Annotated in this window: 18 protein-coding genes; 6 read left to right on the top strand and 12 right to left on the bottom strand. The window is 46.3% G+C overall.

What is annotated here, in order from left to right; all coding sequences use genetic code 11:
* Positions 1–8 precede the first annotated feature (8 nt).
* Positions 9–4,373 (top strand): CotH kinase family protein, encoded by a 4,365-nt coding sequence (locus L6466_RS04890; RefSeq protein WP_237801884.1) that lies wholly within the window; start codon positions 9–11, stop codon positions 4,371–4,373.
* A 68-nt stretch (positions 4,374–4,441) separates the two neighbouring features.
* On the opposite strand, the gene L6466_RS04885 is transcribed toward L6466_RS04890, so the two are convergent.
* The 4 genes from L6466_RS04885 to L6466_RS04870 all read right to left on the bottom strand — a co-directional run bounded on the left by L6466_RS04885 (position 4,442) and on the right by L6466_RS04870 (position 10,818).
* On the bottom strand, positions 4,442–5,257 hold the full coding sequence (locus L6466_RS04885; protein ID WP_237801885.1) for a leucine-rich repeat domain-containing protein: 816 nt from the start codon (positions 5,255–5,257) through the stop codon (positions 4,442–4,444).
* Between the two features lie 196 nt (positions 5,258–5,453).
* Positions 5,454–7,745: a BT3233 family polysaccharide utilization protein gene (locus L6466_RS04880; RefSeq protein WP_237801886.1), complete on the bottom strand. Its 2,292-nt coding sequence runs from the start codon at positions 7,743–7,745 to the stop codon at positions 5,454–5,456.
* A gap of 11 nt (positions 7,746–7,756) precedes the next feature.
* Positions 7,757–9,949 (bottom strand): S9 family peptidase, encoded by a 2,193-nt coding sequence (locus L6466_RS04875; RefSeq protein WP_237801887.1) that lies wholly within the window; start codon positions 9,947–9,949, stop codon positions 7,757–7,759.
* A gap of 74 nt (positions 9,950–10,023) precedes the next feature.
* Positions 10,024–10,818, bottom strand: a complete 795-nt coding sequence (locus L6466_RS04870; protein WP_237801888.1) for a gliding motility protein GldB-related protein — start codon at positions 10,816–10,818, stop codon at positions 10,024–10,026.
* A 142-nt stretch (positions 10,819–10,960) separates the two neighbouring features.
* Between L6466_RS04870 and L6466_RS04865 the strand changes: the two genes are divergently transcribed.
* Positions 10,961–12,196: a DUF4861 domain-containing protein gene (locus L6466_RS04865; protein ID WP_237801889.1), complete on the top strand. Its 1,236-nt coding sequence runs from the start codon at positions 10,961–10,963 to the stop codon at positions 12,194–12,196.
* Positions 12,197–12,200: 4 nt separating this feature from the next.
* Here L6466_RS04865 and hemW read toward each other — a convergent pair whose 3' ends face one another.
* Positions 12,201–13,322 (bottom strand): radical SAM family heme chaperone HemW, encoded by a 1,122-nt coding sequence (gene hemW / locus L6466_RS04860; protein WP_237801890.1) that lies wholly within the window; start codon positions 13,320–13,322, stop codon positions 12,201–12,203.
* A complete protein-coding gene (locus L6466_RS04855; protein ID WP_237801891.1) occupies positions 13,323–14,216 on the bottom strand; it encodes a helix-turn-helix transcriptional regulator in 894 nt (297 codons plus the stop codon). It abuts the gene before it with no gap.
* A gap of 643 nt (positions 14,217–14,859) precedes the next feature.
* On the opposite strand from L6466_RS04855, the gene L6466_RS04850 reads away from it, so the two are divergent.
* The 3 genes from L6466_RS04850 (at position 14,860) to L6466_RS04840 (ending at position 17,090) form a co-directional block, all read left to right on the top strand.
* The gene (locus tag L6466_RS04850; RefSeq protein WP_237801892.1) at positions 14,860–15,972 is read left to right on the top strand and encodes an IS110 family RNA-guided transposase; all 1,113 of its coding nucleotides are present in this window, start codon (positions 14,860–14,862) and stop codon (positions 15,970–15,972) included.
* 454 nt (positions 15,973–16,426) lie between these two features.
* Entirely contained in the window at positions 16,427–16,720 is a 294-nt protein-coding gene (locus tag L6466_RS04845; protein WP_237801893.1) for a nucleotidyltransferase family protein, read from the top strand.
* On the top strand, positions 16,701–17,090 hold the full coding sequence (locus L6466_RS04840; RefSeq protein WP_237801894.1) for a HepT-like ribonuclease domain-containing protein: 390 nt from the start codon (positions 16,701–16,703) through the stop codon (positions 17,088–17,090). The genes L6466_RS04845 and L6466_RS04840 overlap by 20 nt, the downstream gene beginning before the upstream one ends.
* A 129-nt stretch (positions 17,091–17,219) precedes the next feature.
* Here the strand turns inward: L6466_RS04840 and L6466_RS04835 are convergent, their stop codons facing one another.
* Genes L6466_RS04835 through L6466_RS04815 form a run of 5 tightly spaced genes read right to left on the bottom strand, consistent with a single transcriptional unit; the run spans position 17,220 to position 22,764 of the window.
* On the bottom strand, positions 17,220–18,017 hold the full coding sequence (locus tag L6466_RS04835; protein ID WP_237801895.1) for a hypothetical protein: 798 nt from the start codon (positions 18,015–18,017) through the stop codon (positions 17,220–17,222).
* A gap of 9 nt (positions 18,018–18,026) precedes the next feature.
* Positions 18,027–19,655: a WG repeat-containing protein gene (locus L6466_RS04830; protein WP_237801896.1), complete on the bottom strand. Its 1,629-nt coding sequence runs from the start codon at positions 19,653–19,655 to the stop codon at positions 18,027–18,029.
* 21 nt (positions 19,656–19,676) lie between these two features.
* The gene (locus L6466_RS04825) at positions 19,677–20,897 is read right to left on the bottom strand and encodes an SEL1-like repeat protein (protein ID WP_237801897.1); all 1,221 of its coding nucleotides are present in this window, start codon (positions 20,895–20,897) and stop codon (positions 19,677–19,679) included.
* Positions 20,898–20,910: 13 nt separating this feature from the next.
* A complete protein-coding gene (locus tag L6466_RS04820) occupies positions 20,911–22,146 on the bottom strand; it encodes a tetratricopeptide repeat protein (RefSeq protein WP_237801898.1) in 1,236 nt (411 codons plus the stop codon).
* Positions 22,147–22,167: 21 nt separating this feature from the next.
* Positions 22,168–22,764, bottom strand: coding sequence for a hypothetical protein (locus L6466_RS04815; protein WP_237801899.1), 597 nt, complete (start codon positions 22,762–22,764; stop codon positions 22,168–22,170).
* 854 nt (positions 22,765–23,618) lie between these two features.
* Between L6466_RS04815 and L6466_RS04810 the strand changes: the two genes are divergently transcribed.
* Positions 23,619–23,804 (top strand): hypothetical protein, encoded by a 186-nt coding sequence (locus tag L6466_RS04810; protein ID WP_237801900.1) that lies wholly within the window; start codon positions 23,619–23,621, stop codon positions 23,802–23,804.
* A 680-nt stretch (positions 23,805–24,484) separates the two neighbouring features.
* Here L6466_RS04810 and L6466_RS04805 read toward each other — a convergent pair.
* Complete coding sequence (locus L6466_RS04805; RefSeq protein ID WP_237801901.1) at positions 24,485–25,567, bottom strand: HAD family hydrolase; 1,083 nt, start codon at positions 25,565–25,567, stop codon at positions 24,485–24,487.
* Between the last annotated feature and the right edge of the window lie 133 nt (positions 25,568–25,700).

Below are 25,700 nucleotides of genomic sequence, written 5' to 3'. Positions count from 1 at the left end.
ACAATAAAATGAACCTAAAGCGAATTTCAATCTTAGCTATTAGTCTGCTGCTTTTCAGTACAAACATTGTTTCTGCCAACAATGACAACTGGACCGACGTCTCTAAACGATTCCTGACAAACACTGATTTCAATCAGGGTAATAGTGACGGATGGACTATAGAGAGTAATGCTGGTCAGAAAGCTGTCAGCGCAAACTTGATGCGTTTCTGGAATGGCACCTTCGATTTCTATCAGGAGCTGCCCCGTCTGCCGAAAGGTCATTATCGTCTGACGGTACAGGGATTCTATCGTTCACAGGGTGACTCCTACTCGCTCTACAAGAACGGTACGGAACAGCTGAAGGCCTTCCTCTATGCAGGTGAAGTCAGCACGCCGCTGATGAGTGTCTATTCACAGGCAATGACAAGTACGGCAGGCACTCGCCAGCAACATGACGGAAAATACTATCCCGACAACAGCACCAGTGCGGCTGCTGCCTTTGACGAGGGGCTATATACAGGCAACAGCGTAGAGTTTGATGCCGAGGGCAGCATCACAATTGGCGTGAGATGTCAGGAGGCTGGCACGAACAATTACTGCGCTTTCGACAATTTCAAGCTGGAATATGCCACTCCTATCAGTCCTGACGGGAAGGCCTGGATTGATATGACCTACCTGTTGCTAAAAAATCCGGACTTTACCAACAACGACAAGAGCGGATGGGAATGGCAGAGCAATGCTAACTCGCAGAATGCCTCTTATGACTGCATGGAGTTTTGGAACGGCACTTTCAATATCTCACAACTTGTCAAGAATGGTCCTCAAGGAAAATATCGCCTCAGCGTACAGGCTTTCTACCGCTGCCAGGACAACCAGACCAACTGGGGAGGCGACTATTCCGACCACAGGAATGGCACGCAGAACATCACGGCTTATCTGTATGGTGCCGATGATGCCAAGCAGATGATGAGCATCTACGACCAGCAGATGAGGAACTACGTGGACGGTTGCTGGTATGTGGAGGGAGTCAACGGCTATGAATTCTATCCCAACAACATGGCAACGGCACGTGCTGCCTTTGATGATGAGATGTACTGGAACACGCTGGAGTTTGAGGCCGGAGGCGATTTCCGCATAGGCTTGAAATGCGAGAGTAATCTGAACAGCAACTGGTGCACGTTCGATAACTTCCGACTGGAGTATTACGGCGATATGGTGAAGGTGGAAAGCATTATCGTTGATGCCAATAAAAAGGAACTGATTATTGGTGAGACAGCTACAGCCACGACTGTAGTCTCACCTACTAACGCTACTTTCACGTGGGTAGAATGGTCATCTGACAATGAACAAGTGGCAACAATCAATCAGGAGGGACTCATCACAGCACATGCTGTTGGTACGGCTCATATCACCGCTACTGCCCTCGACGGATCGGGCACAAAAGGGAGGATGACAATCACCGTCACAAGAAATCCTGCCACGGCCAGTTCTCTGTTTATCAACGAGATAATGGCGGCAAATATAGACGAATACATCAGTCCTGCATTCAACTTTGACGGTTGGATAGAGGTATTCAATCCTACTGACAGGCCTGTGGAACTAAATGGACTGAAAATCAGTGACCCCATGAACGGAGAGGGACCCTGGACAATGCCACAGATGATGGGCGTTGTCCCTGCTAATGGCTATCGCCTCATCTGGTTTGACTCAGCCACCCTTCGTCCGGACCAGGTTCCTTTCAAGCTGAATACTGATGGTGGTACCATCTGCATTACCGACGAAAACGACAATGTCATTGTTTCGCAAGACTATCCTGCTGCATTGGAACGTATCAGTTATGCACGTGCCACAGACCAAACGGGCGCATGGGGCTACACTGGAGTCTCTACGCCTGGCGCATCGAACAACGGCATCACGCTGCTGACACAACAACTGGCGGCTCCTGTGGTTGACCAACCCTCCCAGCTGTTTGATGGCAGCCTGACAATCAACGTCACCATTCCTGGCGGTTGCACGCTGCGCTACACTACAGACGGCACGCTGCCTACACTGCAGAACGGACAGATTAGCACATCGGGACAGTTTACTATCGATAACACCTGCAATTTCCGCTTCCGCTTGTTTAGCAGCGACCTGTTGCCTTCGCGCGTCACCACACGTTCCTATATCCTGCGCGACAGGAACTATTACTTGCCCGTGGTGGCTGTTGTGACTGATCCCGATTTCCTTTACAGCTCAGAGATTGGTGTCTTCGAGAAAGGACCTAACGGACGTCCTGGCAACGGACAGGATGATAAATGCAACTGGAACATGGACTGGGAGCGCCCTGTGAACTTCTCTTTCCTCGATGGTAATGGCAACATGGTACTCAATCAGGATGTTAATCTTGAGATGTGTGGCGGATGGAGCCGTGCCTACACGCCTCATTCCTTCAAGCTGAAAGGCAATAAGGAGATGGGGGGCGAGAAGAACCTGCCCTACCCCTTCTTCAAACAGAAGCCTTATATCCGCAACCGCACCTTACAGATTCGTAATGGTGGTAACGACACCTATGCGCGTTTCAAGGATCCTGCCATCCAAGTGATACTGGAAAGCTCTGGCATCGACATTGACTGTCAGGGGTATCAGCCCGTGCACGAGTTTATCAATGGTAACTATATAGGTGTGCTCAACATGCGCGAGCCCAACAACAAGCACTATGTCTATGCCAACTACGGATGGGATGAGGACGAGATAGACCAGTTTGAAATGTCGCCTGACTCTGGCTACGTGCAGAAATGCGGCACTCCTGATGCCTATAACGAACTGGTTGACGTGCTTTCGCCAGACGCAGCAAATAATGACACCTACGAGGAAATCTGCAAGGTACTGGATATTGATGAGTTCATCAACTATATGGCAGCACAGATGTATCTGGGCGGCACCGACTATCCTCAGAACAACGTGAAAGCTTATCGCTATCGCGACGGCGGCCGTTTCCGCTTCGTCATCTTCGACCTCGATTTCGCTTTCAATACGTCTGATCAGTTTAACGTGTTCTTCAACAAGGAGGACTATTGGTTTGACCAGTTGCGCCCGGCATCATTAGGACGTATCCACGACCGCATCCGACTGGTAACGCTCTTCAGGAACCTGTTGCAGAACGAGAATTTCCGTCGCCGCTTCATCGACACCTATTGTATTATGGGGGGTAGCGTGTTTGAGTCGTCACGCTGCGACAGCATCATCGATGAACTGCTGGACCGCGTGCAGCCTGCCATGCGTCTGAATGGAGGGTCGGCAAGTAGTAAGGCCAGCGAGATAAAGAATAATTTCCGCAATCGTCTCAGCTACGCTATCAATGCGTTGAAAAACTATTACGCCTTCAACCTCTCATCAACAACGGCCAGACAGGTGACACTGAACAGCGACGTGGAAGGTGCAAAACTCTATATCAACGGCATCGAAGTGCCTATGAGCACATTCAACGGTAAACTCTTCGCCCCTGCCAAACTGAAAGCGGTGGCACCAGCCGGCTATGAATTCCACTCATGGAGAAAGGATGGCGCACTCTATAGTAATAAGGAGGAGATAGACCTGCCTGAAAGCAATATCAACCTGACGGCTCACTTCACAGCTCTCACGGATGCTAAGAAGAAACAGGCTGGCATCAATCCTGTACGTATTAACGAGGTGAGTGGTTCTAATGACAGTTTCGTGGATGAATACTACAAGAAAGGCGACTGGGTGGAACTCTACAACACAACCGAACAGCCTATCGATGTAGAAGGTATGTACCTCTCTGATAACGCTTCAAAACCCACAAAATATCAGATTACCAAAGGCAGCACAAAGGCTCAGACCATTATCCCCGCCAAGGGCCATCTGCTGATATGGTGCGACAAGCGCGAGACTACTGATAATGGACTGCATGCCTCCTTCAAGATTGACGGTGACGGCGGGCAACTCGTGTTGACTGCTGCTGACAAGAGCTGGACGGATACTTTCATCTATGGCGCGCACGATGCCAACACCACCATCGGGCGCTATCCCGACGGCTCATCCAATGTGTATGCCATGAACGTTGCTACGATAGCAAAGGCCAACAGACAGTCATCCTACATGATTCCTGTTGAACAGACTGTAACCAACAGTATCGAGACACCTCTCATCGCCTCGGCCAATGGGCTGCGCGTGATCTACGCCAACCAGCAGGTACTGGTGAAGAGCGACGAAGACGGCATCGCCACAGTTAACATCTTCAATGCCAACGGCATGCTGATGGAACAGGCAACAGTCAGCATCAAGGGCGGACGTGCCCGTCTGGACATGAGTCATCTGACACCAGGCCTCTACATTGCCCGTGCTATCGATGCAGGTGGCACCAGCGTCAGTTGCAAGTTCAGGAAATAAGGCATCACCCTCATGACCTCATAAAGAAGAGCAACCTGCGCGGGTTGCTCTTCCTCTTTTTTTGTGTGTTATATTTCCATAATATTAGAGAAATCCCGCCAGCCGGGAGCCGACGCATAGGCGTCGAGCGTGCCCCGTGGTACATAGAGTGTGGCATTGGTATTAAAGAATGCCACATAGCCGCATTGCGGTGGGGTGATACTTTCCACCCGGACCTCCGCCAGGTTCCCGCAATGCAGGAACGCGCCATCGCCAATGGAACGTACACTTTGCGGAATAACGACAGACACTAGGTCGTGACACTCCGAGAATGCCAGGTTACTGATCTGCTGCAGTCCGGCAGAAAGCACTACCGACGTCAGTCCGCTGCACTCATAGAAAGCACCATCGCCCAGCGCTTCCACATTGTCGGGAAGCACCAGCTGACCGAGTCCTTCACAGCCACAGAAGGCATAGTCAGCGAGAGCACGGACAGTCTGCGGTATCACGGTTGTCCGGCACCCATAGACCAGCAGGTCCTCGCCGGTGCGGATAATCGCGTTACAGTTGTTGCGTGAGTCAAATACGGGGTTACGTCCATCCACCTGCAACGATGTGAGGTTAGGACAGAAATTGAAGGCACTGACGCCAATAAACGTTACCTCAGAAGGGATAACCACAGACGTGACGCTGGAACCAAAGAAGGCATAATCGCCTATCGCAACAAGGTCGAAGGGCAAATCCACGGCATCCAGGGAATCACACTGGTAATAGCAACGGTCCACTATTTCACGCGCCTCATCATTGGTGAGCGTCATTTCCTCATAGCCATCATCATAAGCGCAGGCCGTGAATAATGCCGTCAGCATCATTAGTGTTGGGTATAGTAGTCTCTTTGTTTTCATAAGCGGTATATTTAGATTACAGGTCAGGTTAGGTCAATCATTAGATTCTCATTTGCAAATATATGAAAAACCGAACTGTTTTGCAAATAAATCGAACAAAAAAAACAGCTTTATTGCACATTCGAATAATACTGTGCAATAAAGCCATTGAAAAAGACGGGAAGCGGGCGATAAACCCCTACCGCTTATCTGTATTCTATTTCATCTTCACCACGAGCGGCTGCCTGATGCCACGCATGGTCCAGTCGATGCGCTGCTGCCATTCATCCTGCGTGCGGACATCAAATTTCGACCATGCCGAACCGAAGTAGTAAGTATAGGGCTCGCCAGAGTAGTTGTCCACGATGCCGATGGCATGTCCCTCGTTGCCTCCACGCTTATCCTTCATGGGCAAGAACCTCGTCTCGCCTACCCCGTTAGGGAAGAGCGTAGCCACGAAGAGCTGACAGTTGTTGACAGGCACATTATCCGTAGGATCGGCATAATGCAGATAGTCCTTGCCCAGCACGATGCCCCGTTTGGCATCAGAATGGATGACCACACCCGTGGCAAACTCCACAGGCATCGTGATGCCATCATACCAGACGGTCATCTTACAGAAGTTAGAACCCTTGTCGAGGGTGATGATGCGATGCTCTGTCACCGTGTCGCCATTCAGTACCGTAGGCTTATAATTTAATTGTACGCGCATGCGCAGGGGACCCATGTCCAGCATCTGATAGTCGTTGAAGCAGTAAGGATAGACCAGCTCATCATCTACCATCAGGGCCGGCGCACCGCAACCCAGCGTAGCTCCCACCTGATAGACATCCGAACCACGTCCGTGGTCATGATGATAGGAGTTCAGGCGATAGAGCGAGTCGCCACGCTGACGATTAGCCTGACGCAGACGTTCCACCTCGGGCATCATCACCACATCCTCTATCCAGTAACGCTTGTCGAGCACCAGTTCGGGCGTGTTCTTTGTCCACACATCCGTGCCATAGCTCTTCTCGCCAGTTTTCTGGAGGGCAGGTCCATAGACACGGTAGGCACCACGGTCGTTCTCCCATGCGAAGTCATCCTTGCGCTCAGGGAAGATACGTCCGAAGCAAACCGTTCTATAGACCTTTGGCGTGCCACGGCGAATGGTGAATGTCTGCTTGCCCTTAGGACGTACACCTGCCTCGATGAGCACCTTGCCGTCGGCTGTCAACTGATAAGGCACTTCCAGTCCGGCCACGTCGCAGACAATAAACTGGCGTCCGCCATGGATACGCATTTTCCTGTATACCGAGTCGGCACTCACCTCAATGACCTGCTCACGATACTCGTCAGACGGATTCTCGATGGTCACCGTCAGCGACACACGACTCTTCTTTGCATCCTCGTAACGCAGACGTTCACAGGCAGCCAGAAGGAAGGCACCCACACCGAAGTTGGCCTGCGAACGGGCATTGACCGTCTTCGTGGGATCGGGCTTCTCACCAATAGGCTGCACATAGCCCACGCTGCCATCAGGCTGCAGAGCCGTGAGCGCCAGGTAATTCCAGGCCTTGCCGATAACCGGCTCATACGTATCCTCATCCAGCAAACCATTGTTCACACCCCACAACAAGCCATAGGTAAAGAAGGCGGTGCCCGATGTCTCAGGACCCGGTGCATCCTCTTCGCAGAGCATCGAACGGCTCCAGTAGCCTTCAGGACGCTGCACGCGTGCCACACCCTGAGCCAGTTCGCGGAAACGCTTCAGGAAGAAAGCACGGTTCTTGTAGTCGGCAGGCATATCGCTGAGCACCTTTGCCAGTCCGGCCAGCACCCATCCGTCGCCACGCGCCCAGAAACTCTTGCCGCCTGTTGACGTCTTCACCTTGGGGTAGATATATTTCGCATCACGATAATAGAGCTGCTCCTGCTTGTCGTACATCAGTTCATCAGCCCACTTGAAGTTATCATAGAGCTTATCCAGGTACTTCACGTCGCCCGTCGCCTTATACAACTTCGTGAACACAGGCATGGCCATATAGAGTGCATCAGCCCACCACCAGAAGTCGGCCTGCGGCTGACGAACCTCATAGTCCATCACCTCCAGCGCACGTGCAATCTTGTAGTCATCGGGCTGCATCTCGTAGATATCCAGGTATGTCTGGAAACAAATCTGCCAGTCACCGAAGAGCACATAGTCCTGTCCCTCACCATAGTTGGCATACTTCCATTTCTTCGGGTCCGTCTCGCGTGCACCCTGCCAGAAATTATAACGGGCCCACGCATCACTATAGGCCAGCCAACGGGCATTGCCCAACAGCTTGTATGCCTCCATATTACCCGTGTGATAAGCCGCCTCATCCCAGAAGGAGCGCGTTTTCGGGTTATGGTGCGATTGCCAGTAATCGTTCACCTTCGTGATAATCTCAATCGTTGGCAATGGCCTGACGGGCTTGCGCCTGACCTTTGCATCGGCCGTGAAGCATACGGCCAGACCGATCAATAGTAAGGTTAGTCTTTTCATATCTTCTTTTTTTATTTCAGGTTCTCGTTCATGAAGTTGATGCACTGGCGGAACAAGTGGTTACGCGTGTTGCCGCCATAGATGCTGTGGTTCTTGTTCGTATAGACCAACTGACGGAAATCCTTGTCGGCCTGGACAAGGGCATCCATATAGACTGCCGAGTTCTGATAATGCACGTTGTCGTCGGCCAGTCCGTGAACCAGCAGCAGGGCACCATGCAGTTTCTCTGCACGGGCAATCGGACAAACCTCGTCATAGCCAGATGCATTCTCCTTGGGCGTGCGCATGAAACGCTCCGTATAGACCGTGTCGTAGAAACGCCAGCAGGTAGGCGGTGCAATAGCCACGCCACAACGGAAGACAGGACGGCCCTCCGACATAGACATCAGCGTGTTCCATCCGCCGTACGACCAGCCCCAGATACCGATGCGGTCCTTATCCACATACGACTGTTTTCCCAGCCACAAGGCAGCTTCCACCTGGTCGCGAGCCTCCAGTTCACCCAGACGCAGGTAGGTACATTTCTCAAACTCAGCCCCACGTCCGCCTGTGCCCCGGTTATCCACGCACACGCAGATATAGCCCTGCTGACAGAGGTACTGCTCCAGGATGGCACCCTGTCGGCCCATACCGATGTTCCAGGCATTCAGCACCTGCTGTGAACCAGGACCGCCATACTGATACATCACCACGGGGTACTTCTTATTCGGATCAAAATCTTTTGGTTTCACCATGTAGCCCATGAGCTGGACGCCCTCGCCGGTCTGGAAACTAAAGAGTTCCTTCGTTCCCATATCGTAAGAGGCGTATTTTTCAGCCAGTTCCTTGTTGTCCACCAGCGTGGTCTGCGTCTTTCCCTGGTTATTACAGAGCGTATAGACCGTGGGATGATTCATGTCGCTCCATACGCTGAGGAAATTCCTGAAGTCAGACGAGAAGATGGCCGAACTGCAACCCTCCCTATTGGTCAGGCAGTCCACCTTGCCGTCCTTATGCGACACGAAGACCTTCTGGTCGGTAGGACCACCGTTATAGCCTGCGAAATACAGGTCGCCCGTCATGTCATTATATCCATATACCTCCGTAACAACGAGGTTTGAGGGTTGTGCGACGCTGCGCATCAGCTGACCGTTCAGGTTGTACAGATAGATATGATTATAGCCGTCGCGCTCGCTGGTCAGCACCAGGTGCTTGTCGGTCACCACAAGATTGGCAAACACATTCTCGTTGATATATTTGTCCACCTTGTCCTCTACAATCAACTTGCACGTGGTGCTCAGCGGATTCACGGCATACACACGCAGACAGTCCTGATGACGGTTCAGCGTGAAAGCCAGCACCTTTGCGGGATCGCTGGTGGTGACGATACGGGGGATATAGCCGTCGGCATCGAGGGGCAACTGCATCTGGCGCGTCTGATGGCTCTTGATATCATAGCTCATCAAACTGACCTTCGAGTTGTCATCGCCAGCCTTCGGATACTTGTAGGTATAGGCGTAGGCACCCTTGTCCTCGGCATCCAGATGGAACATCGGCATAGAGAACTCCTTCACCTGACTCTCATCATAGCGAATCCATACGATTTGCCTGGAGTCGGCCGTGAACACCATCGACGAGTTGAACGAGAACTCCTCCTCGTTGACCCAGTCGGGAATACCGTTGATCACCTCATTGAACTTACCATCCTTGGTCACCTGACTCTCGGCATTATTGTAGAGCAACTTCACCAGATGGATATTGTTGTCACGCACGAAAGCCACCTGTTCGCCGTCAGGACTCCACACAGGCGTCTGCTGCGGACCGCCATCGCTCAGCGGTTCCAGTTTATTATTGGCCACATGATAGATATAGTAAACGGCCGTGAACGAACGGCGATAGATGCTTTTCGTCTCTGTCTGGATCAGCAGTCGCTTACCCGTAGGACTCATCACATAGTCGTCAATCTTCTTGAGCTTGGCTCCACGGGCCTTTTCCACATCAAAGAGTACAGCCACCTGCTTGCCAGTCTTGAAGGAATACTGCACAATCTGCTTGCCATCAGCCGATATCTGGGCATACGTCTCACCATCAGACATCGGGGTGACAGCAGCTATCGTTGCTTCACGAAAAGTTCCTTTTGTAATCTCCTTTAAATCCAGTTTTCCTGCAGCCGACATCTGCGCAACAGCAGCTAACATCATTGCACCTATAATTAGTTTTTTCATATCTTTGCTAAATTTTGAAGCAAAAATACGAAAAATCTGCGAAAAACATAAGAATTACGATTAAATAATAGCGACTATTGATGATTTTTAGCACTCAACAACTCATCATAGCCCACCTCTTTATGCTGCAGCATGTATTTCTCCACCTCCCGGATACGCTCGTTGCTGAAGATGCGCTGCTGCATCACCTGGTTCACCACATACTGAATCCTTGCCATATGCTCATGGCGCAGCTCTGCGGAATCGGCTGCCTCTTCAGGCGTCGGATAATGGCGCAGGAGATAGAACGCAAGACAGTCGGGCACAATGTATTTTCGCGTCATCATGGCACGCTGCTGCTCCGTATAGCCGTATTTCTGATAGATAGGATAATTGGCACCCAGGTACTTGTCGAGCGAGATGCCCACCATCGAGTCGCCTACGATGACACTCTGGTCCAGCGAACCTATCTGGGTATAGATGCGTGGCACCTCCAATCCCGGAATATTCTTCGTCAGCCGGGTGAAACTCTTCGTCAGATCCTTATTCAGGTCGTCAATGTCGGCATACTGCTCATTGACACCCTGCATCAGGGCCTGCAAGGTGCTGTCCTGGAAGAAAATCAGGAAACGCGTGTTGATATCGGGGTCATCTACCCTACCCAACTTCAGCACATCCTCAATCAGCGTGCCCGTCTCCGTGGGATAGAGCGTCTTCATCTGCTGCAGGGCGGCGAAATCGCCTGATGTGAGGTAGAGGTATTCCATACGGTCGAAGCGCTCCACGACAATATCGCCAGTCTTCTCTGTATCTTCAGGAGACTGGAATTTCCATTGGCAACCTATGCATGCCATCATGGTCAACAGGAGCAGAAAAAAGAGCTTCTTCAACGTATGGAGATTTTAGATTTTGTTAAATTCGAGTGCAAAATTACTAAAATTTCTTGAATAATCCAAATTTTAACCTAATTTTTTTTAATTAGAATTCACATTCCATGCTTTTCTGTTACTTTTGTACAAAAACTAAGACATCATGAAGTATCTTTTTCTCGCATTTGCGCTCTGTATGCCCATGGCCATGAGCGCCCAACAGACGTTGAACATCAGTGTAAAAAACCCCTTGTCCACAGACAGGACCGACCAGCCCGTAGTCCTCTCGCTTCAGGATTATGGCGAGGTGCGCTCCGCCCTGGTGACCTGTGGCGGTCAGGAGATTCCCTGTCAGTTGGATGATATCAATCTGGACGAGCAGTTTGACGAACTCTGTTTTCTCTCCGACCTCAAGGGCAAGGAACAGAAGACCTATACCGTGACCCTTTTCAAGGAGGGCGAGCCACGCACCTACCCTGCCCGCGTATATGCCGAGATGCTGATGCGTAATGACAAGGTGAAGGAGAAAAACAAGCACAACAATTTCGTGTCGAGTCTCACCGTGCGTGGCGACTGTGCCAATTCCTACAACCTGCTGCATCATCACGGTGTGGACTTCGAGAGCGAGCTCAACGGTATCCGCATCTATTTCGACAAGCGTCAGACGCTCGACCTCTACGGCAAGTTCCAGAAACGCCTGGAGCTAGAGGCTACACAGTTCTATACATCGGCCGATCAGAAGAAAGCCGGTTATGGCGATGATGTGCTATGGGTAGGCAACACCTTCGGACTGGGTGCTTTCCGCGGATGGAACGGTAAGGAACCCACGATGATTGACCCCGTGAAGAACCGTACCCAGCGCGTCGTCTCCTATGGTCCGCTGCGCACCATCGTGGAAATCATCGACCAAGGCTGGCAATATCCATCAGCCATCAGCCATCAGCCATCAACCATCAACATGACCATCCGCTATACGCAGTATGCAGGTCATCGTGATACCGATGTGGATGTGTTCTTCAACCGCGACATGAAAGGTGCAGAGTTTTCTACCGGCATCATCAATGTGAAGGGGTCTGAGGAGTTCTCCGACAAGAAGGGACTGCGTGCCTGCTGGGGTACCGACTACCCCTCTACTGACACCGTAAAGTGGAGCCGTGAGACCGTAGGACTGGGCATCCTGATACCCCGTCAACATATTGTCAGCGAGGAGCCAGCCAATAAAGACAACTATGCCTACGTGGTGAAAACAGACAATCGTCACCTGGCATATAAAGTAGTATATTGCTCTGCTAATGAGACCTTCGGTTTTCATTCTGCCAAGGAGTGGTTCCAGTGGCTGAAGACATGGCGAAAAGAAGTAGAGGCAGCGATTAAGGTAAAAGTGAATAGTGAAAAGTGAAAAATCAGGCTTTCATCAGTTCTGCCATAATCATGTCGCTGACAAAGAGTCCGTTACGGGTGAGACGCAGATGCTGTTGCTCATGGACTAACAGACCGTCAAGGATAAATCGCTGCGCCAGTCGCAGACAGTAGTCGGCATCGGCAGACGACAGTTTCGCAAGGTTGAGTCCTTCTGATGTGCGCAAGGCCGTCATCACTATCTCATTATAATGATTATCAGGGGTGAGTTCTTCGTGTTCCACACAAGGCTCACCCTTTTCCATGCCCTCCATATACTGACGGATATCGGCCACGTTCCATTGGCGGTTCCGTCCGTCGAAGGAATGAGCGGCAGCCCCCAAACCGATATAGGGTGTCTGATTCCAGTAACTGCTATTATGGCGTGAGTGATGCCCAGGCTTCCCCCAGTTGCTGATTTCGTAATGTTCAAAACCAGCCTCAGCCAATGCGTCCATCAGCAGGAAATACATCTGTCGTTCCAGTTCCTCGTCAATCTCGCTTACCTCACCCCGTTCCAACATTTTATATAGGGGTGTACCCTCCTCATATTGCAGCGCATAGGCCGAGAGATGTTCTACGTCCAGCGCTATGGCCTGCTGGATATCACGCTCCCACTCCGCCATCGTCTCGTTGGGAAACCCGTACATCAGGTCCACGCTGATATTCCGGATACCAGCCTGACGCAAACGTCCTACAGCCTCCTTCACCTGTTCGGCCGTATGGCGACGATGCAGGAAACGCAGGCGCTCTGGCTGGAAGGTCTGAGCCCCCATTGACACACGGTTTACAGGCAGCGTCTTTAGCATTTCGGCAAACGCCTCCGTCACGTCATCTGGGTTACACTCTATCGTCACCTCGGCATCTGGCGAAATGTCAAACGTCTGATACAGATGGTCGAACAACCGATGCAGCAGCGTGCCGGTCAGCTGTGAGGGCGTGCCGCCACCCAGATATACCGTCTCAACCATCTCACCTCTTCCATCTTCCATCTTACATCTATCCTCCATTTCCCGACATAATGCATCCACATATCGTTGACCCAATGCCAGCGACGTGGTGGAATAGAAGTCGCAATACACGCAGCGACTCTTACAAAACGGGATATGAATATAGATACCTGCCATTTATGAATATCTCTCGAGTGTATCAACCAACATTTTCTTCATTTTCTCACGCAGTTCCACGGGTTCAAGCACCTCAATGCCAACACTATGACGCATGAGTTCGCCCAGGAAATCGGAAGTGGGACGGATATCATACGAGAAATCGGTATAGTCGGGCGTCGACTGCAGTTCGCGCTGCGAGTGATGCAGGGGCAACGTGCGCAAATAGTCGGGCATCCACTTATGGGCACGCAGCACCACATGGGCCAGAGGCGTGTCATTGGTCAGCACACCAAAATATTCCGAGAAATACTTCTGCGCAGAGAAATCTGCAGGCATTTCAAACGTCTCCTCAGTAAGACAGAGCGATGTGATGCGGTCCAGCGCATAGATACGCATCTGGTCTTCGTCGTTTCGGGCCAGCAGGTACCATCGCTGACGAAACAGTTTCAGGGCATAGGGACATACGGTTTTCTCGTAACCCTCGGCCTGAAATTTCTGATAGCCTATGCGCAGGCGGTGATTACAGCGGATGGCATGAATCATCAGATCAAGATAGCGCTCGCCAGCGGGTGCATTCTCTAGCACCAGGCGCTCTTTCACGGAAGCACCCTCAGACAATGCGCCATGCACGGTAAGCGTTGAATAAATCCAACGTTCCAGGCTGTCGTCCTCCAGTGCCTCCTGATTGCCTATATAATACTTATAGGTACGGAGGTCGCAGTCAATGATAATGCCAAACATCTCAAGAATGGCATCGCGATGACGATTGAACGACGAGCGTTGCAGGGGTTTACCGCGGCTCACGTCTTCGGCCTTCCATTTCTGATTCAATTCATCGAACGTAAGTCCACCGCAGCCCCTAAGTGTATTGATAATCCAGATGTACTGGCGAAATATCTGAGAATGTTTCATGACTGCAAAAATAATAAGATTTTCCGAAATCTCCAAATAACCGCGTTTTTTTCATCCTCCCCTACTGACCTTTGGCTCGCTCCTTGGACATTTTTGCTCGTGAATGGTGACATATTTGCTTGTAAATGGTGACATTTTCTCATCAACGATGACATTTTTGTGCTGATACAAAAAGATCCCGCTCTATTGAAGTAGAACGGGAAAAATATTTATAAAAAAATCATCATATCGAATCATTGGGCAGAACTGATTGATTCGTCAAGAGAATATAAGGATTAACTCTAGGACATAATCGACAGGGGGAAGAAGACACTCACCTCTCTTACCTTTGCATCCGATTATAGAGATTGTCCATTTTCATGAAATATTTCTTGCAGATGGATGCAATACGGTTTAAGTTTTGTAGCTTTGCTAGAGATTTATGCCGTTGAGGGTGAGAAGACACTCACCTAGATAAGTAGAGACTATGTCGTGGGACAGATCAAACTTCCACCCTCGTTTTTCAGATCTTTGGAGCCAGGACGAAGTATCAGAGGACATCGATCAGGTATGGCAGGGGATGATTCAGAGTATATACAAGAGGAAAGGCGGTGAGGATTTGAGGCTATAATCATCAACATTATTAACTCAAAATTCAAACCGTATGAAACCGAATTTCGAACCTGGCAAGTGGTTTATGCAGTGCGTGGGAATCGACATTGCAAAGGGTACGTTCACTGCCTGCCTGTGTATGTATGAGTTCGATCAGGGATGCTCTACCGCCCCTGTAGTGTTTAACAACGACAAGACTGGTTTCAACCAGTTCGTCAAATGGAGCCGTAAAGAGGCTCTGAAGGGCTATCCCTTGCGCTATGTGATGGAACCCACCGGTGTCTATTACGAGCAGCTGGCATCCCATCTGAACAAACTCAGTCTGAACGTCTGCGTTGTGTTGCCTAACAAGGCCCGTGAGTTTGCTAAGTACGAGGGTATCCTCACAAAGACCGATGACATGGATGCCTATACTCTTGGGATGTTGGGCTGTTTGGACAAGCGCCTCAAACCTTGGACGCCGCCATCGCCTATCTACAGAGAACTGCGACAGATGACGCGCTTCGCGGCCGACATCAATAAGGTCAAGACAGAGCTAAAGAATCATCTGGAGGCACTCGCACACAGCGAGACAGCGGAGAAGAGCATCGTCAAGCACTATAACAAACTCATCGACGAGATAGACAAGCAACTGGTCAGCAACCAGAAGGCCATCCGCGAGAAGATCAAGCAGGAGCCAGGACTGTCTGAGCGTATTGACCGCATCACCACCATCAACGGCGTAGGTTTTATGACTGTAGTCACAGTGGTTGCAGAGACCAATGGCTTTGCGCTGATAACTAACCGCAAGCAGCTGACAAGATATGCAGGGCTTGATGTTCCTGCACATCAGTCGGGACCTGTAGACCCTAAGCGTCACATCTCAAAGCAGGGAAACGTACACATCAGGACGGCACTCTATTTTCCTGCCATTGTCAGCACTCAGTATAATCCTCAGATGAAAGATTTCTATGGGCGTCTGTGTGCCAGAAATACACAGTCGAAAATGATTGGAGTGACAGCCACCATGCGCAAGCTACTACTGCTCATATACAGCCTTTGGAAAAGCGGAGAGAAGTATGACCCGACACGTGACAAGACTACATGTAATAGGCAAAAGAAAGAGGCTGAAACCACTGAAGGCCAGCCTCACGGGATAGATGTTGGAACATTGGCTGAAGAATAGCCGCAGAACGCACTCTTCCCTTGATGGCTGCAAAGTTAATCAAATCCTTTTAAATAACAAAGAAATAATCATAAAACATAGCACACTGCTGAGGAGAGCCAGTGCGGCTGCACCCGTAAACATCAGAAAAACATCGCCGCAGACGATAAACGCCATACACTGATTGTTGTTATGGAACTCGCTAAGCATTGAATCTTACATCACAGCAGAGCCCTGTCGCAATTTACATTGAAAACAGGGCATGAATGCTGCGTGTAAATGCAATCAATAGACAAGGATTGTTAAAATGTCTCACTTTTAATCCAAAAAGTTTGGTTTTTAAAACAGTATCTGTCCCGTGGCACGACTCTATTTAACCTAAGAGGCCAAAGCGCTAAATAAATAAAGATTTCTGTAGAAAGTTTTTGAGTTTTCGGCTTTTTTGTTTACTTTTGCAGCAAAATACTATATTTATATGGGAAAGGATGAATGTATCAAACTGCTGAAGAAGTATATGGTTATACTCAAAGATAAGTATGGTATAACTTCTTTGTCTCTGTTTGGCTCTACTGCAAGAGGAGAGCAGACAGAGAAGAGCGACATTGATCTGTTTGTTGATACACAAACGCCTAATCCTTTCTTGCTGCAGGATGCTAAAGAGTTCTTAGAAAAGGAGACTGGAGCATCTGTCGACATCATCCGCAATCATCAAAACCTTAATCCACGCTTAAGAAAACGTATCTTAAAAGATGGAATCTTTATCTTCTGAAAGCAAGAACATCGCATTAGATATTCTTGAAGACATTCTTTCGGCCATCGGTAGGCTTGAAGATAGAACAAAGGATATTCAGACAGTTGACGATTTCCTATGTTCGTCTTCTGGTATGGTATTGCTTGATGCTACGTGTATGTTGCTCATAGCAATTGGCGAGAGTCTTAAGAATCTCGATAAAACCACAGATGGAAAGCTTTTGCCTACATATCCATCCATACCTTGGAAAAACGTAAAAGGTATGAGAGATATTATTGCTCATCATTATTTTGATGTTGATGCATCCCAGATTCTGTGGATAATCAAGAATGAGGTTGCTCCATTAAAAACTGCAATTCAATATTTTATCAGAGAATTGAATAAATAACAGTCTCAAACATCATACCCCGCCCGTAGAAAACTGGGATACCGGGATTTGGGATAATAAAAAAGGTGCCGAGCGATTGTAACTCGACACCTAATATTTACATATCTGAATTCCAGCATTATAAGCATTCTATTCATAATATGTTATTATACGTTTCTCTATTTTTATTTGTTCCTGGACTTTTTGCTCTCTAACCTGCTGACTTTCATTAAGAGCTACGCTGTCTGCAACTACCTCTCCACCAGCATCGGACTGAACTATAGTTCTTTCAGTCCAGTTTCCGATGGTGTCAAAATGTTGGTATACATAATTCTGGCTCGAAGAAAACGAGCCACTGCCCATATTTGTTCCAGTTCTACTTACAGATTCTGGATAAATATTACCGCCTTTATAAAATCTCTTTTCTGTCCATTCTACAGTCCAACCTTTCAGATTGACTGATGATAGCCTTCCGTTTTTATCGTATTTAAATACATATGTATTATAGACTTCACTTTTTCCAGTGGGGTCAACATCGGCATATTTTGACAACCGTCCATCTTTGTCACGCTGAATTTTGGTATATAAATGAGTTCCACGATAAAAATTACCTTCAGCATCATAACCATACTCATTCAACCACTCATCAACAAGGATGTGCCCATACTTATCAAAGGTAATGTCACCACGTTCATACAAACTACCCTGATTAATTTTTCCATCCTCCTCATAAGTAGAGTATATTTGATATTCTACATTCTTCACCATACCATTCAGGCCGAAGCTCTGAGCATCAGTAGCATCGTATTTGGTAGCCTGATCTTGTAGCACTTCAACCGTTGCAGAATCTGACGATTCATCGTTATCATCTGCTGACACTGACGGCTTGCCATTAACGCAAGCCGCCAATATTATTATCGAAAATAGAAATAATAATATTTTTTTCATATTCTAAGTCTATCTACGGAGAACAATTACCAGTTCAATGTTGTACCCTTCCAATTCTAGAGAAGTCTGACACTCTAATGTCTGTCTTGAAGTCTTTACAATCTTGGAGAATTTTGTGTCCGAAAGTTTCTTGCGTCCATCTGAAAGCTTTGCAAGTAGTGCCTTGTATAAATCGGAAATATTGATCCCCGCGGCATCTGTTAAAGAGATCGTTCCTGATATTCTTTCTGGAACAGCATTGGTCCAATGAACACCATCACTTACGTTTCTATCATAAGTAAACCATCCATCATTTACCTTTTCTGTATGGAATTTCTCTTCTGCAAGATTATTATCATATGTTATCTCTAAAATAACATTAACTTTATCGTCAAGTGTTGTACGATGCGTTATACCACATGAAGAACCTGCCTGATTAATATCCAATTCTTTAAAAATAGTCTTTACTGATTGGGAAATAGGTGTAGCTTGTTCAAACTCCTCAATACTTTTAAGAATAGAAGCACTTATAGATTCCAAATCCACATAATCAACATATCCAATTACCTCATTACTGATATTGTCGAAAGCAATAATTTCTTTACCCTCTTTATTAATTAATGAATATGATTCGCCATCTTGCATTAAAAAGTTGTCTCCCATTCCCAAGATTCCATCATCATAATCAAAGTCGATTATCGTATTGTCTTCTGCATCAATTACACCACATTTATCTCCTTTTTTGGCGAAAAACAATCCACCACCCAAAACATTTCTTATTTTATCGTATTTGGGTCTAATTACTATTTCGCCTTTATCATTTGCAACACCACATTTAAAATCACCGTTTTCAAAATCCATGTAGCCACTATTATAACTAAAGTAACCATATAACGCCCTTGACTTTTTTATTTCGAACAGTTTCTTACCAGTTTTATCAAGGATTACTACCTGCCCGTTTTCATCTCCTGCATTTCTAACAGCAAGCTTCCCTTCACTATAATCCCCAAATAATTTTTCATATTTCCTAGTATCGATTTCTCCTTGTTTTTCTCCTTTCATATCCAAAATAAGTAGTGTGTTATCATCCTCACTCTTTTGGGCCAATATGATTCCCTCATAACAACAATAAATTGATGAGTATGCTGGAGGTATTATTACTTGACCCTTGCTGTTAATTATGCCATATTTTTTATCTTGGTTATAGAATATACCATAACCTTCTTTCGATATACTGAAACAACGTTTAATATCTTTTCCTAGTGTAGCTACCATTTTTCCATCTTTCCCAATTATTTGTATTGGCTGATTTGGGTTCGAGACAACAGCAACTCCAGAATAGAAAGGTGTTACATCAGCAAACTCTTCATCAACCACAGGCTTTTTGGGATTTTCAATATTGAAGAGTTGATATTTACTATCAGATTGCACCCAATATACACCATTGTGAATCTCTGATATTTTTGAATCTGAAGGATATTCCTCCTTAACAACTTCATTTCCATCTCTGTCGATAATGCTCCATGAATCACCCTTCGACATCTGAACAGCCAAATATTCAAGATTGTAACCACTCTTTTCCTTTCCACAGCTACTAAATAGCAATGTTGCTACAATAACGCTGGCTGTTAACAACATATTGGTTTTAATCTTTCTCATTGTTGTATGGTTTTTGTTTATTTATAGAATCAAGTATGTTTTATGTCTATTTCCAAGTCTGGCTGGAACATCTTGTGGCAAGTAGAATTTTATGAAATTTCCCTTGCTATCAAATTCGCATAACCCATTGATAATCCAATAACCTCCTGAAACATCCTCGCCACTCTTTGCTAATTCTGCTACTAGATATTTCATATGCAATTCATTATTTGCCAAGTAAACACCAGCATCTCTTGTCCACTGTTGCGCTTCTGAATAAGTTAGCATTTTACAATCTCTACTAGCTGCAAGATAATCTCTTGCACCACCATCACCAACATAAAATACCGTATAAACATTTCCTTTATGAGTTATTGACAGGCCTATGTGGTATTTTTCTGTTATATCAGCTAAATATTTTGCTTTCTGGACACCTGCTCTAAAGGCTTTACTTGAATAGCTAGTAGCAAATGTTATACATGCATTACCTTTTCCAAATTTGTCTATCTGCTTATTATAATAATCATAAAACTTTTCAGCACAAATATATAATGCGTATTTATTACCATCTCTTGCTAATGGATACCAAGGGTTATACTTGTCGCTTAATGGTGAACCAGGTGATTCTTTTAAATCACTAACAATTACATCAAGAAGAAAATCTGACACATTATTATTCTGACTAATATATTGAGTCATAGAAGAATAACCGCTCTTTTCTAGAACATAATTTAAATAGGCTTTAGGTTTGAGCCCGAGTTCTTCTAAAACATTTTTAATCTTTGTTTTTTCTAATATACTCCAACCAAGATCTTCGTCCGTAGTAAAATTCCACTCTGGAGCTCGGGAACCTACGATTGAGTAATATGCATATAATACCCACGTTTTACTATTATCCCTAGTTGAAGGATAACGCTTCACATAATCCTTTATTAACTGTGAAATAGCAGTTCTTAAAGTATTCGACTGAGTTTCTCGCCAAACTTGCATCATATACCCTGCAACATCATCATTGCCTTGTGACGCTGCCAGTTTAGCATACTTAATACCTTGCACTTCACTCTTGTTCACACCTTTTCCTTCAAAAAACAAGAAAGCTGCCCAAAATTGTGCTGTAGAGTTTCCTCTATCTGCTAAAGGACGTAGCTGTTTAGCTGCTTCTGTATACCTTCCCTGCTTAAGTAAAGACTCTATACTACTCAAAGACTGAGCGTAAATTGTAGTACAGTACGCCAATAATAGCAAAGTAATTATTTTCTTCATTGCAAACCAGTTGTTAATAGGTTATATTATAAAATTTCCAAGAGCCATTCTCTATTAGGTTAAAGCCATCGGAACCATTAGATGGTATTTGTGGAAATGATATTGTGAACTCGTATGAACCATTTCCATTTACCATTATTCCAGAGGGGGGCACACTATTTCCCGTCATCCTATAAGTTCTACCATTATATTCAACATGAGTATTGGGATTTATTGTCAGACGACGTGCGCCATTTGTATTATTACGATATTTCAACGTAATAGTAGTATATGACTTACCAACATCAATTTTAGTCAATATAACATCTGTAGCACTAGTTCGATATTTATTAACTTTGTAAAAGCCTGTCTTGGCCGACGAATTAATGCCAGAGCTATAAGCCCTGCTAGAATTATTATTTGTTGAGCTACTCTGAGTCATTCTATTTATACTTTTTTCAGCACGCTCAAATATTTCTTTGGCTAAACAAGAACCTTGCCCCATAGCTAATTGTGCCAATGCATAAGCTCTTTGAGGATTGTTTTCATTCAGATAAATTTCGGCCAACTTAGCTTTTGCCCAAACATGACCATTATCAGCTTCTTCAGCCCAATCTGTTTTAGTTTTGCATTTCTTTTCACTAATAAACTTTTCTAGTTCGTAGTATTTTGTTTTATAGTAATTACAATAAAGATAATCTGCATAATCAAACATATCGGAGACTCCATCTTGTTCTGCTTTGTAGTTCCAATACCTTTCGCCAAATCCGGCCATATACTTCATATTCCACTCATAATCATTATTCTTCTCAAACAATTCCCATCCTAGCTCTTCGTTCTTCGTAGTCCCCTTTCCCTCTAGGTAACAATTAAACAAACGGAAGCCAGTAAAATTAGCCACTTTCAAATCAGGAAATCGGTCAGTATAGCTCTTTAATACAGAAAAAGCTTTAATATTATTATTGGCAGAACTGTAATAATCATATAAAGCACATACTCCCATCTCATATCCCTGATTTGCAGATAACGTAGCATATTTTATACCTTGGTTCACATTCTTGGTAACACCCTTCCCCTCAAAAAATAGCTTTGCAGCCAGGTATTGTGCCTCAGCATTGCCTCCATCAGCAAGTGGCCTTAACTGTTTAGCAGCCTCAAGGTATTTACCCTCTTTTATGAGGGATTTCGCATAATTTACAGACTGGGCGCTGCCCATAAGGGGCAGTGCTGTCAACATGAATACTGTGAAGGACTTAATTAATGCTTTCATAAGAATCTTGGTTTTTAATTCTTACATATTCTGATATTCGCCTGTTTCAACAGGGATGTTCACAAAATCTATACGATCGTATACCAGAGTGATTCCCTTTGTTGTGCCCAAAGAGACTTTGCAAGTATACGAGAACTGAGCAGCATTTATATCAAAGTTCTTAATGGTGAAGCTGCCTTTAATTGCCTGATTAGGCATGAACTTAACTCGCTTGGCGTATCCATAACTTGAGAAAGATTCTCCGTTGATGGTCGAAACGACATCAGCATTATTGCCGAATTTACCACTATACGAATTTCCTAAATCATCGTGAGCAGCAATATCTGGCATCTCAAACAGCAATTCAACTTCCTGATTAAATCCAGTGTTGGTCAAAACATAATCTACCTGTAGGGCAGAACCATTACGCTGGATGTTAAGCAGACGGAATGTCATACGATAATCAAAGAACTTGATGTATGACTGAGGATACTCCTGCCAAGGACGTACATACAATTGCTCTTCACTGTATTTTGGGCCTTCGTCTTTTTCCTCTTTTGAACAAGAGGACATTAAAGTTACACAAACTAATCCTACAAAACAAATTAAAATCATCGAACGACTAATTACTCTTTTCATCTCATTATAGTTTTTGTATCCTGCTATTGCCCTATCACAAGACGTTTTTTAATAGCTATTGGTAACCCATAGAGACGAAAAAAGCGGGGCAACTACCTGTTACTCGTCCCGCTCAACGTGGCTCTAGCATGCCCTTCACTGTAGAACGAGCAACTCCAGAAGCCCACGCCGATGTATATAGCTTACCCTTACCCAAAACGGGGCGGGTTGCTTATAAACACCCAAATAGGCATCCATCGTTGCTTTGTTCTTTGACAGTGATTTGAATTTGCTAGATTCGTTGAGCCAAAGACAAAGCGTCAGATAAACGCTTTTTCATCAATATGTCTCTCCATATAATTGGAGTTCGGGTACAAAAATAAGATTATTTTACGAAATCACCAAATGTTTTGGAAAAAAAATGAGATACAATAATTACAATCTTATAATTTGTGCATTACTCAGCCCGTTGTAATGATTAGGGACTGGTACCTCCTACTGGTGGTGGTGCTCTGCTCGAGGCCATCGAGGGTAAGGTGCTCCCCGGTGTAGCAGCTATCAAAGGAAACGATTAAGCGAGTACAGTAAGAGCTTGCTCTTATTGACGAGCGTGAGTTTTCTAGAGGCGAAGCCTCAAGGGTGAGTAATCATCATCGATATATCAACAAAATGCGGGCGTGAATTGATTCACGCCCGTTTTTTTTACCAATCTATTATCACACATCAATATGTCAGTTACCTGTCCCGTGGCACGATTGGTTCCCTTCTCATAATCGTTGAATTGTTAGATTCATAGCAAAAAATTAGCCAAAAACGTTCGTGGTATCAAAAATAATTCCTATCTTTGCGAAAGAAAGAATAAAGAGGACAAGCCTATGAAGATTAAGGAGATTTGGTTCGATGCCGAACACATTTACGGCCGTGACGAGGAAGGACATGAGTACAGCCAGTCGCTTCTCTGGTATCCTAAGTTACGAACGGCTACCGACGAAGAAAGGGCAGCCTACACTTTTTGTTTCGACGGCGCAGACAGAAGGGGACTGGTACGTGTTATACGATAAGACGCTCTTCAGAAGAGAAAATGGTCGATATATAAAAGAACAAAGCGAACAGCTGATGAACAGCTTGTTCGCTTTGTTTTTTAAGGATGTCGATAATTGCCTGTCATTCACCATCCTTACAATATTTTTTCAATAAAAAAGTTTGATTATTAATCATAAATCAGTGGATATTTAGTTTTTTGCGTACTTTTTTTGCTATTACCCCCACCTCTCACTCCAAACGTCGGAAACTCCCTGTAGCAAAGGCTTAGAGGCCAGTGAGAGGTCTTTTTACCCTCTCACTGCCCTCTCACTACCCCTCTCACTCGGAATCTTCTGATTTCAGTAACTTTGAAATCGTATCTCTGTAACTATGGCATCGTATCTTAGCGAGTTTGATATCGTATTTTAGTAAATTTGACATCGCAACTCATTATTTTCCTGTTGCCAGGATGATTAAAGCAAATAGCCCGTACGCAGGGCACGGACTCCGAGTCCGCAGGCGTCGGACTCGGAGTTCGCTAACTACGTATTATTCCCTGTCATATGTAGAAACGACATATTACCAAAATTCCCTTTGAGTGAGAGGCCAGTGAGAGGTGGGTGAGAGGGTAAAAAGACCTCTCACTGCCCTCAAAGCCTTTGCCACAGGGCATTTCCCGCGTTTGGAGTGAGAGGTGGGGGGAAAACGTCAAAAAAGCCTATTGGAAACTGAATTCCGTCTTCACTACCCCATCGCCGTAGATAGTTTTGAAGTCGTTCTTCATAGAGATGACGGTATAGCCGTTCTTGCGCCATTTCTCCTCACGCTTGGCAGCCTCGGCGAGGTTGGCATGGTCGCGCTCGGCATCGTCGGCCACAAGCATGAAGGTGGCAGTGCGGTACTTTGGATTGCTCAGACAATAGTTGTGCATCGCCTCGTCGCCACTGCTGTTGCCAAACGACAGTACGGGTATCTTGCCTATCTCCTGACTGATCTGGCGCACCTTGTTGGTCTTCAGGTTCTTGATAATCAGACTGTCCGTGCGTACCAGATACTCATCCTTCTTCATGGTGTAGTCAACACCGATATTCCCGCCCTGCGCATTGGTAGCGAGACAAACGTCCATGCCAATGACCCTGTTGGGCTCGATGCCCAGCGACTCCACCAGGGAACGACAGATAAAGCGGTCGGAACCGGAGACAACGTAATAGGTAAAGTCATGATCCTTCAGGTAGTCGAACACCTCCAGCATGGGCTTGTAGAAGCTCTGGGCGTAGGTCATCCCCGTGAACCCATTGGCTGGCGTGGCGGCATACTTCTTCACATAGGCATCAAACTCGGCAATGGTCATGCCGGCATAGGCCTTGGCAGCAGCACGGGCATGAATCATATCGAAATGGTCGGGCAGCGCCATGCCCTCACGCACGAAATGGCGGATATTCAATGCAGCCTCGCGCACATCCTCTGGCGCCTTATCCTTATAGTCGGGATCGTCGAGGGCGCGATACTCCAGCAGATTATACTCGAAATAGGTGGGATAGAGTTCGCCAACAAACGTGCCATCCATGTCGAACGTGGCAATGCGGTCCTCCTTACTGATAAAATGGGCCGACTTCGGATTGGTCACATCCTCCACGTATGCTTTTAGCGTATCCAGCGCGTCGCACCGGTTCCACGAGGCAAAATACGTCTTTGGAAGCGGTTTCTCCGTCTGGTTATCATCCTTGCTGCACGACGTGAATAGCGGCCCCTGCGCAACCATGCACAGCAGGGCAAGCATCAATAAAAGATTTTTCTTCATATTCGTTAATAGTTTTATGTTTATCCGATTTTCTGAATTCTGGCTGCAAAATTAATACTTTTACATCAATAATGTATGCGGAAAACGATTTTTTTCATGGTTTTCTTTTTGCGATTTGATCTCTAATTTGTAT

The organism is Prevotella communis, from assembly GCF_022024175.1.
Taxonomy (GTDB): domain Bacteria; phylum Bacteroidota; class Bacteroidia; order Bacteroidales; family Bacteroidaceae; genus Prevotella; species Prevotella communis.
Note: the sequence above shows the minus strand (reverse complement) of the source record. Positions and strands in the feature narration are given on the sequence as shown.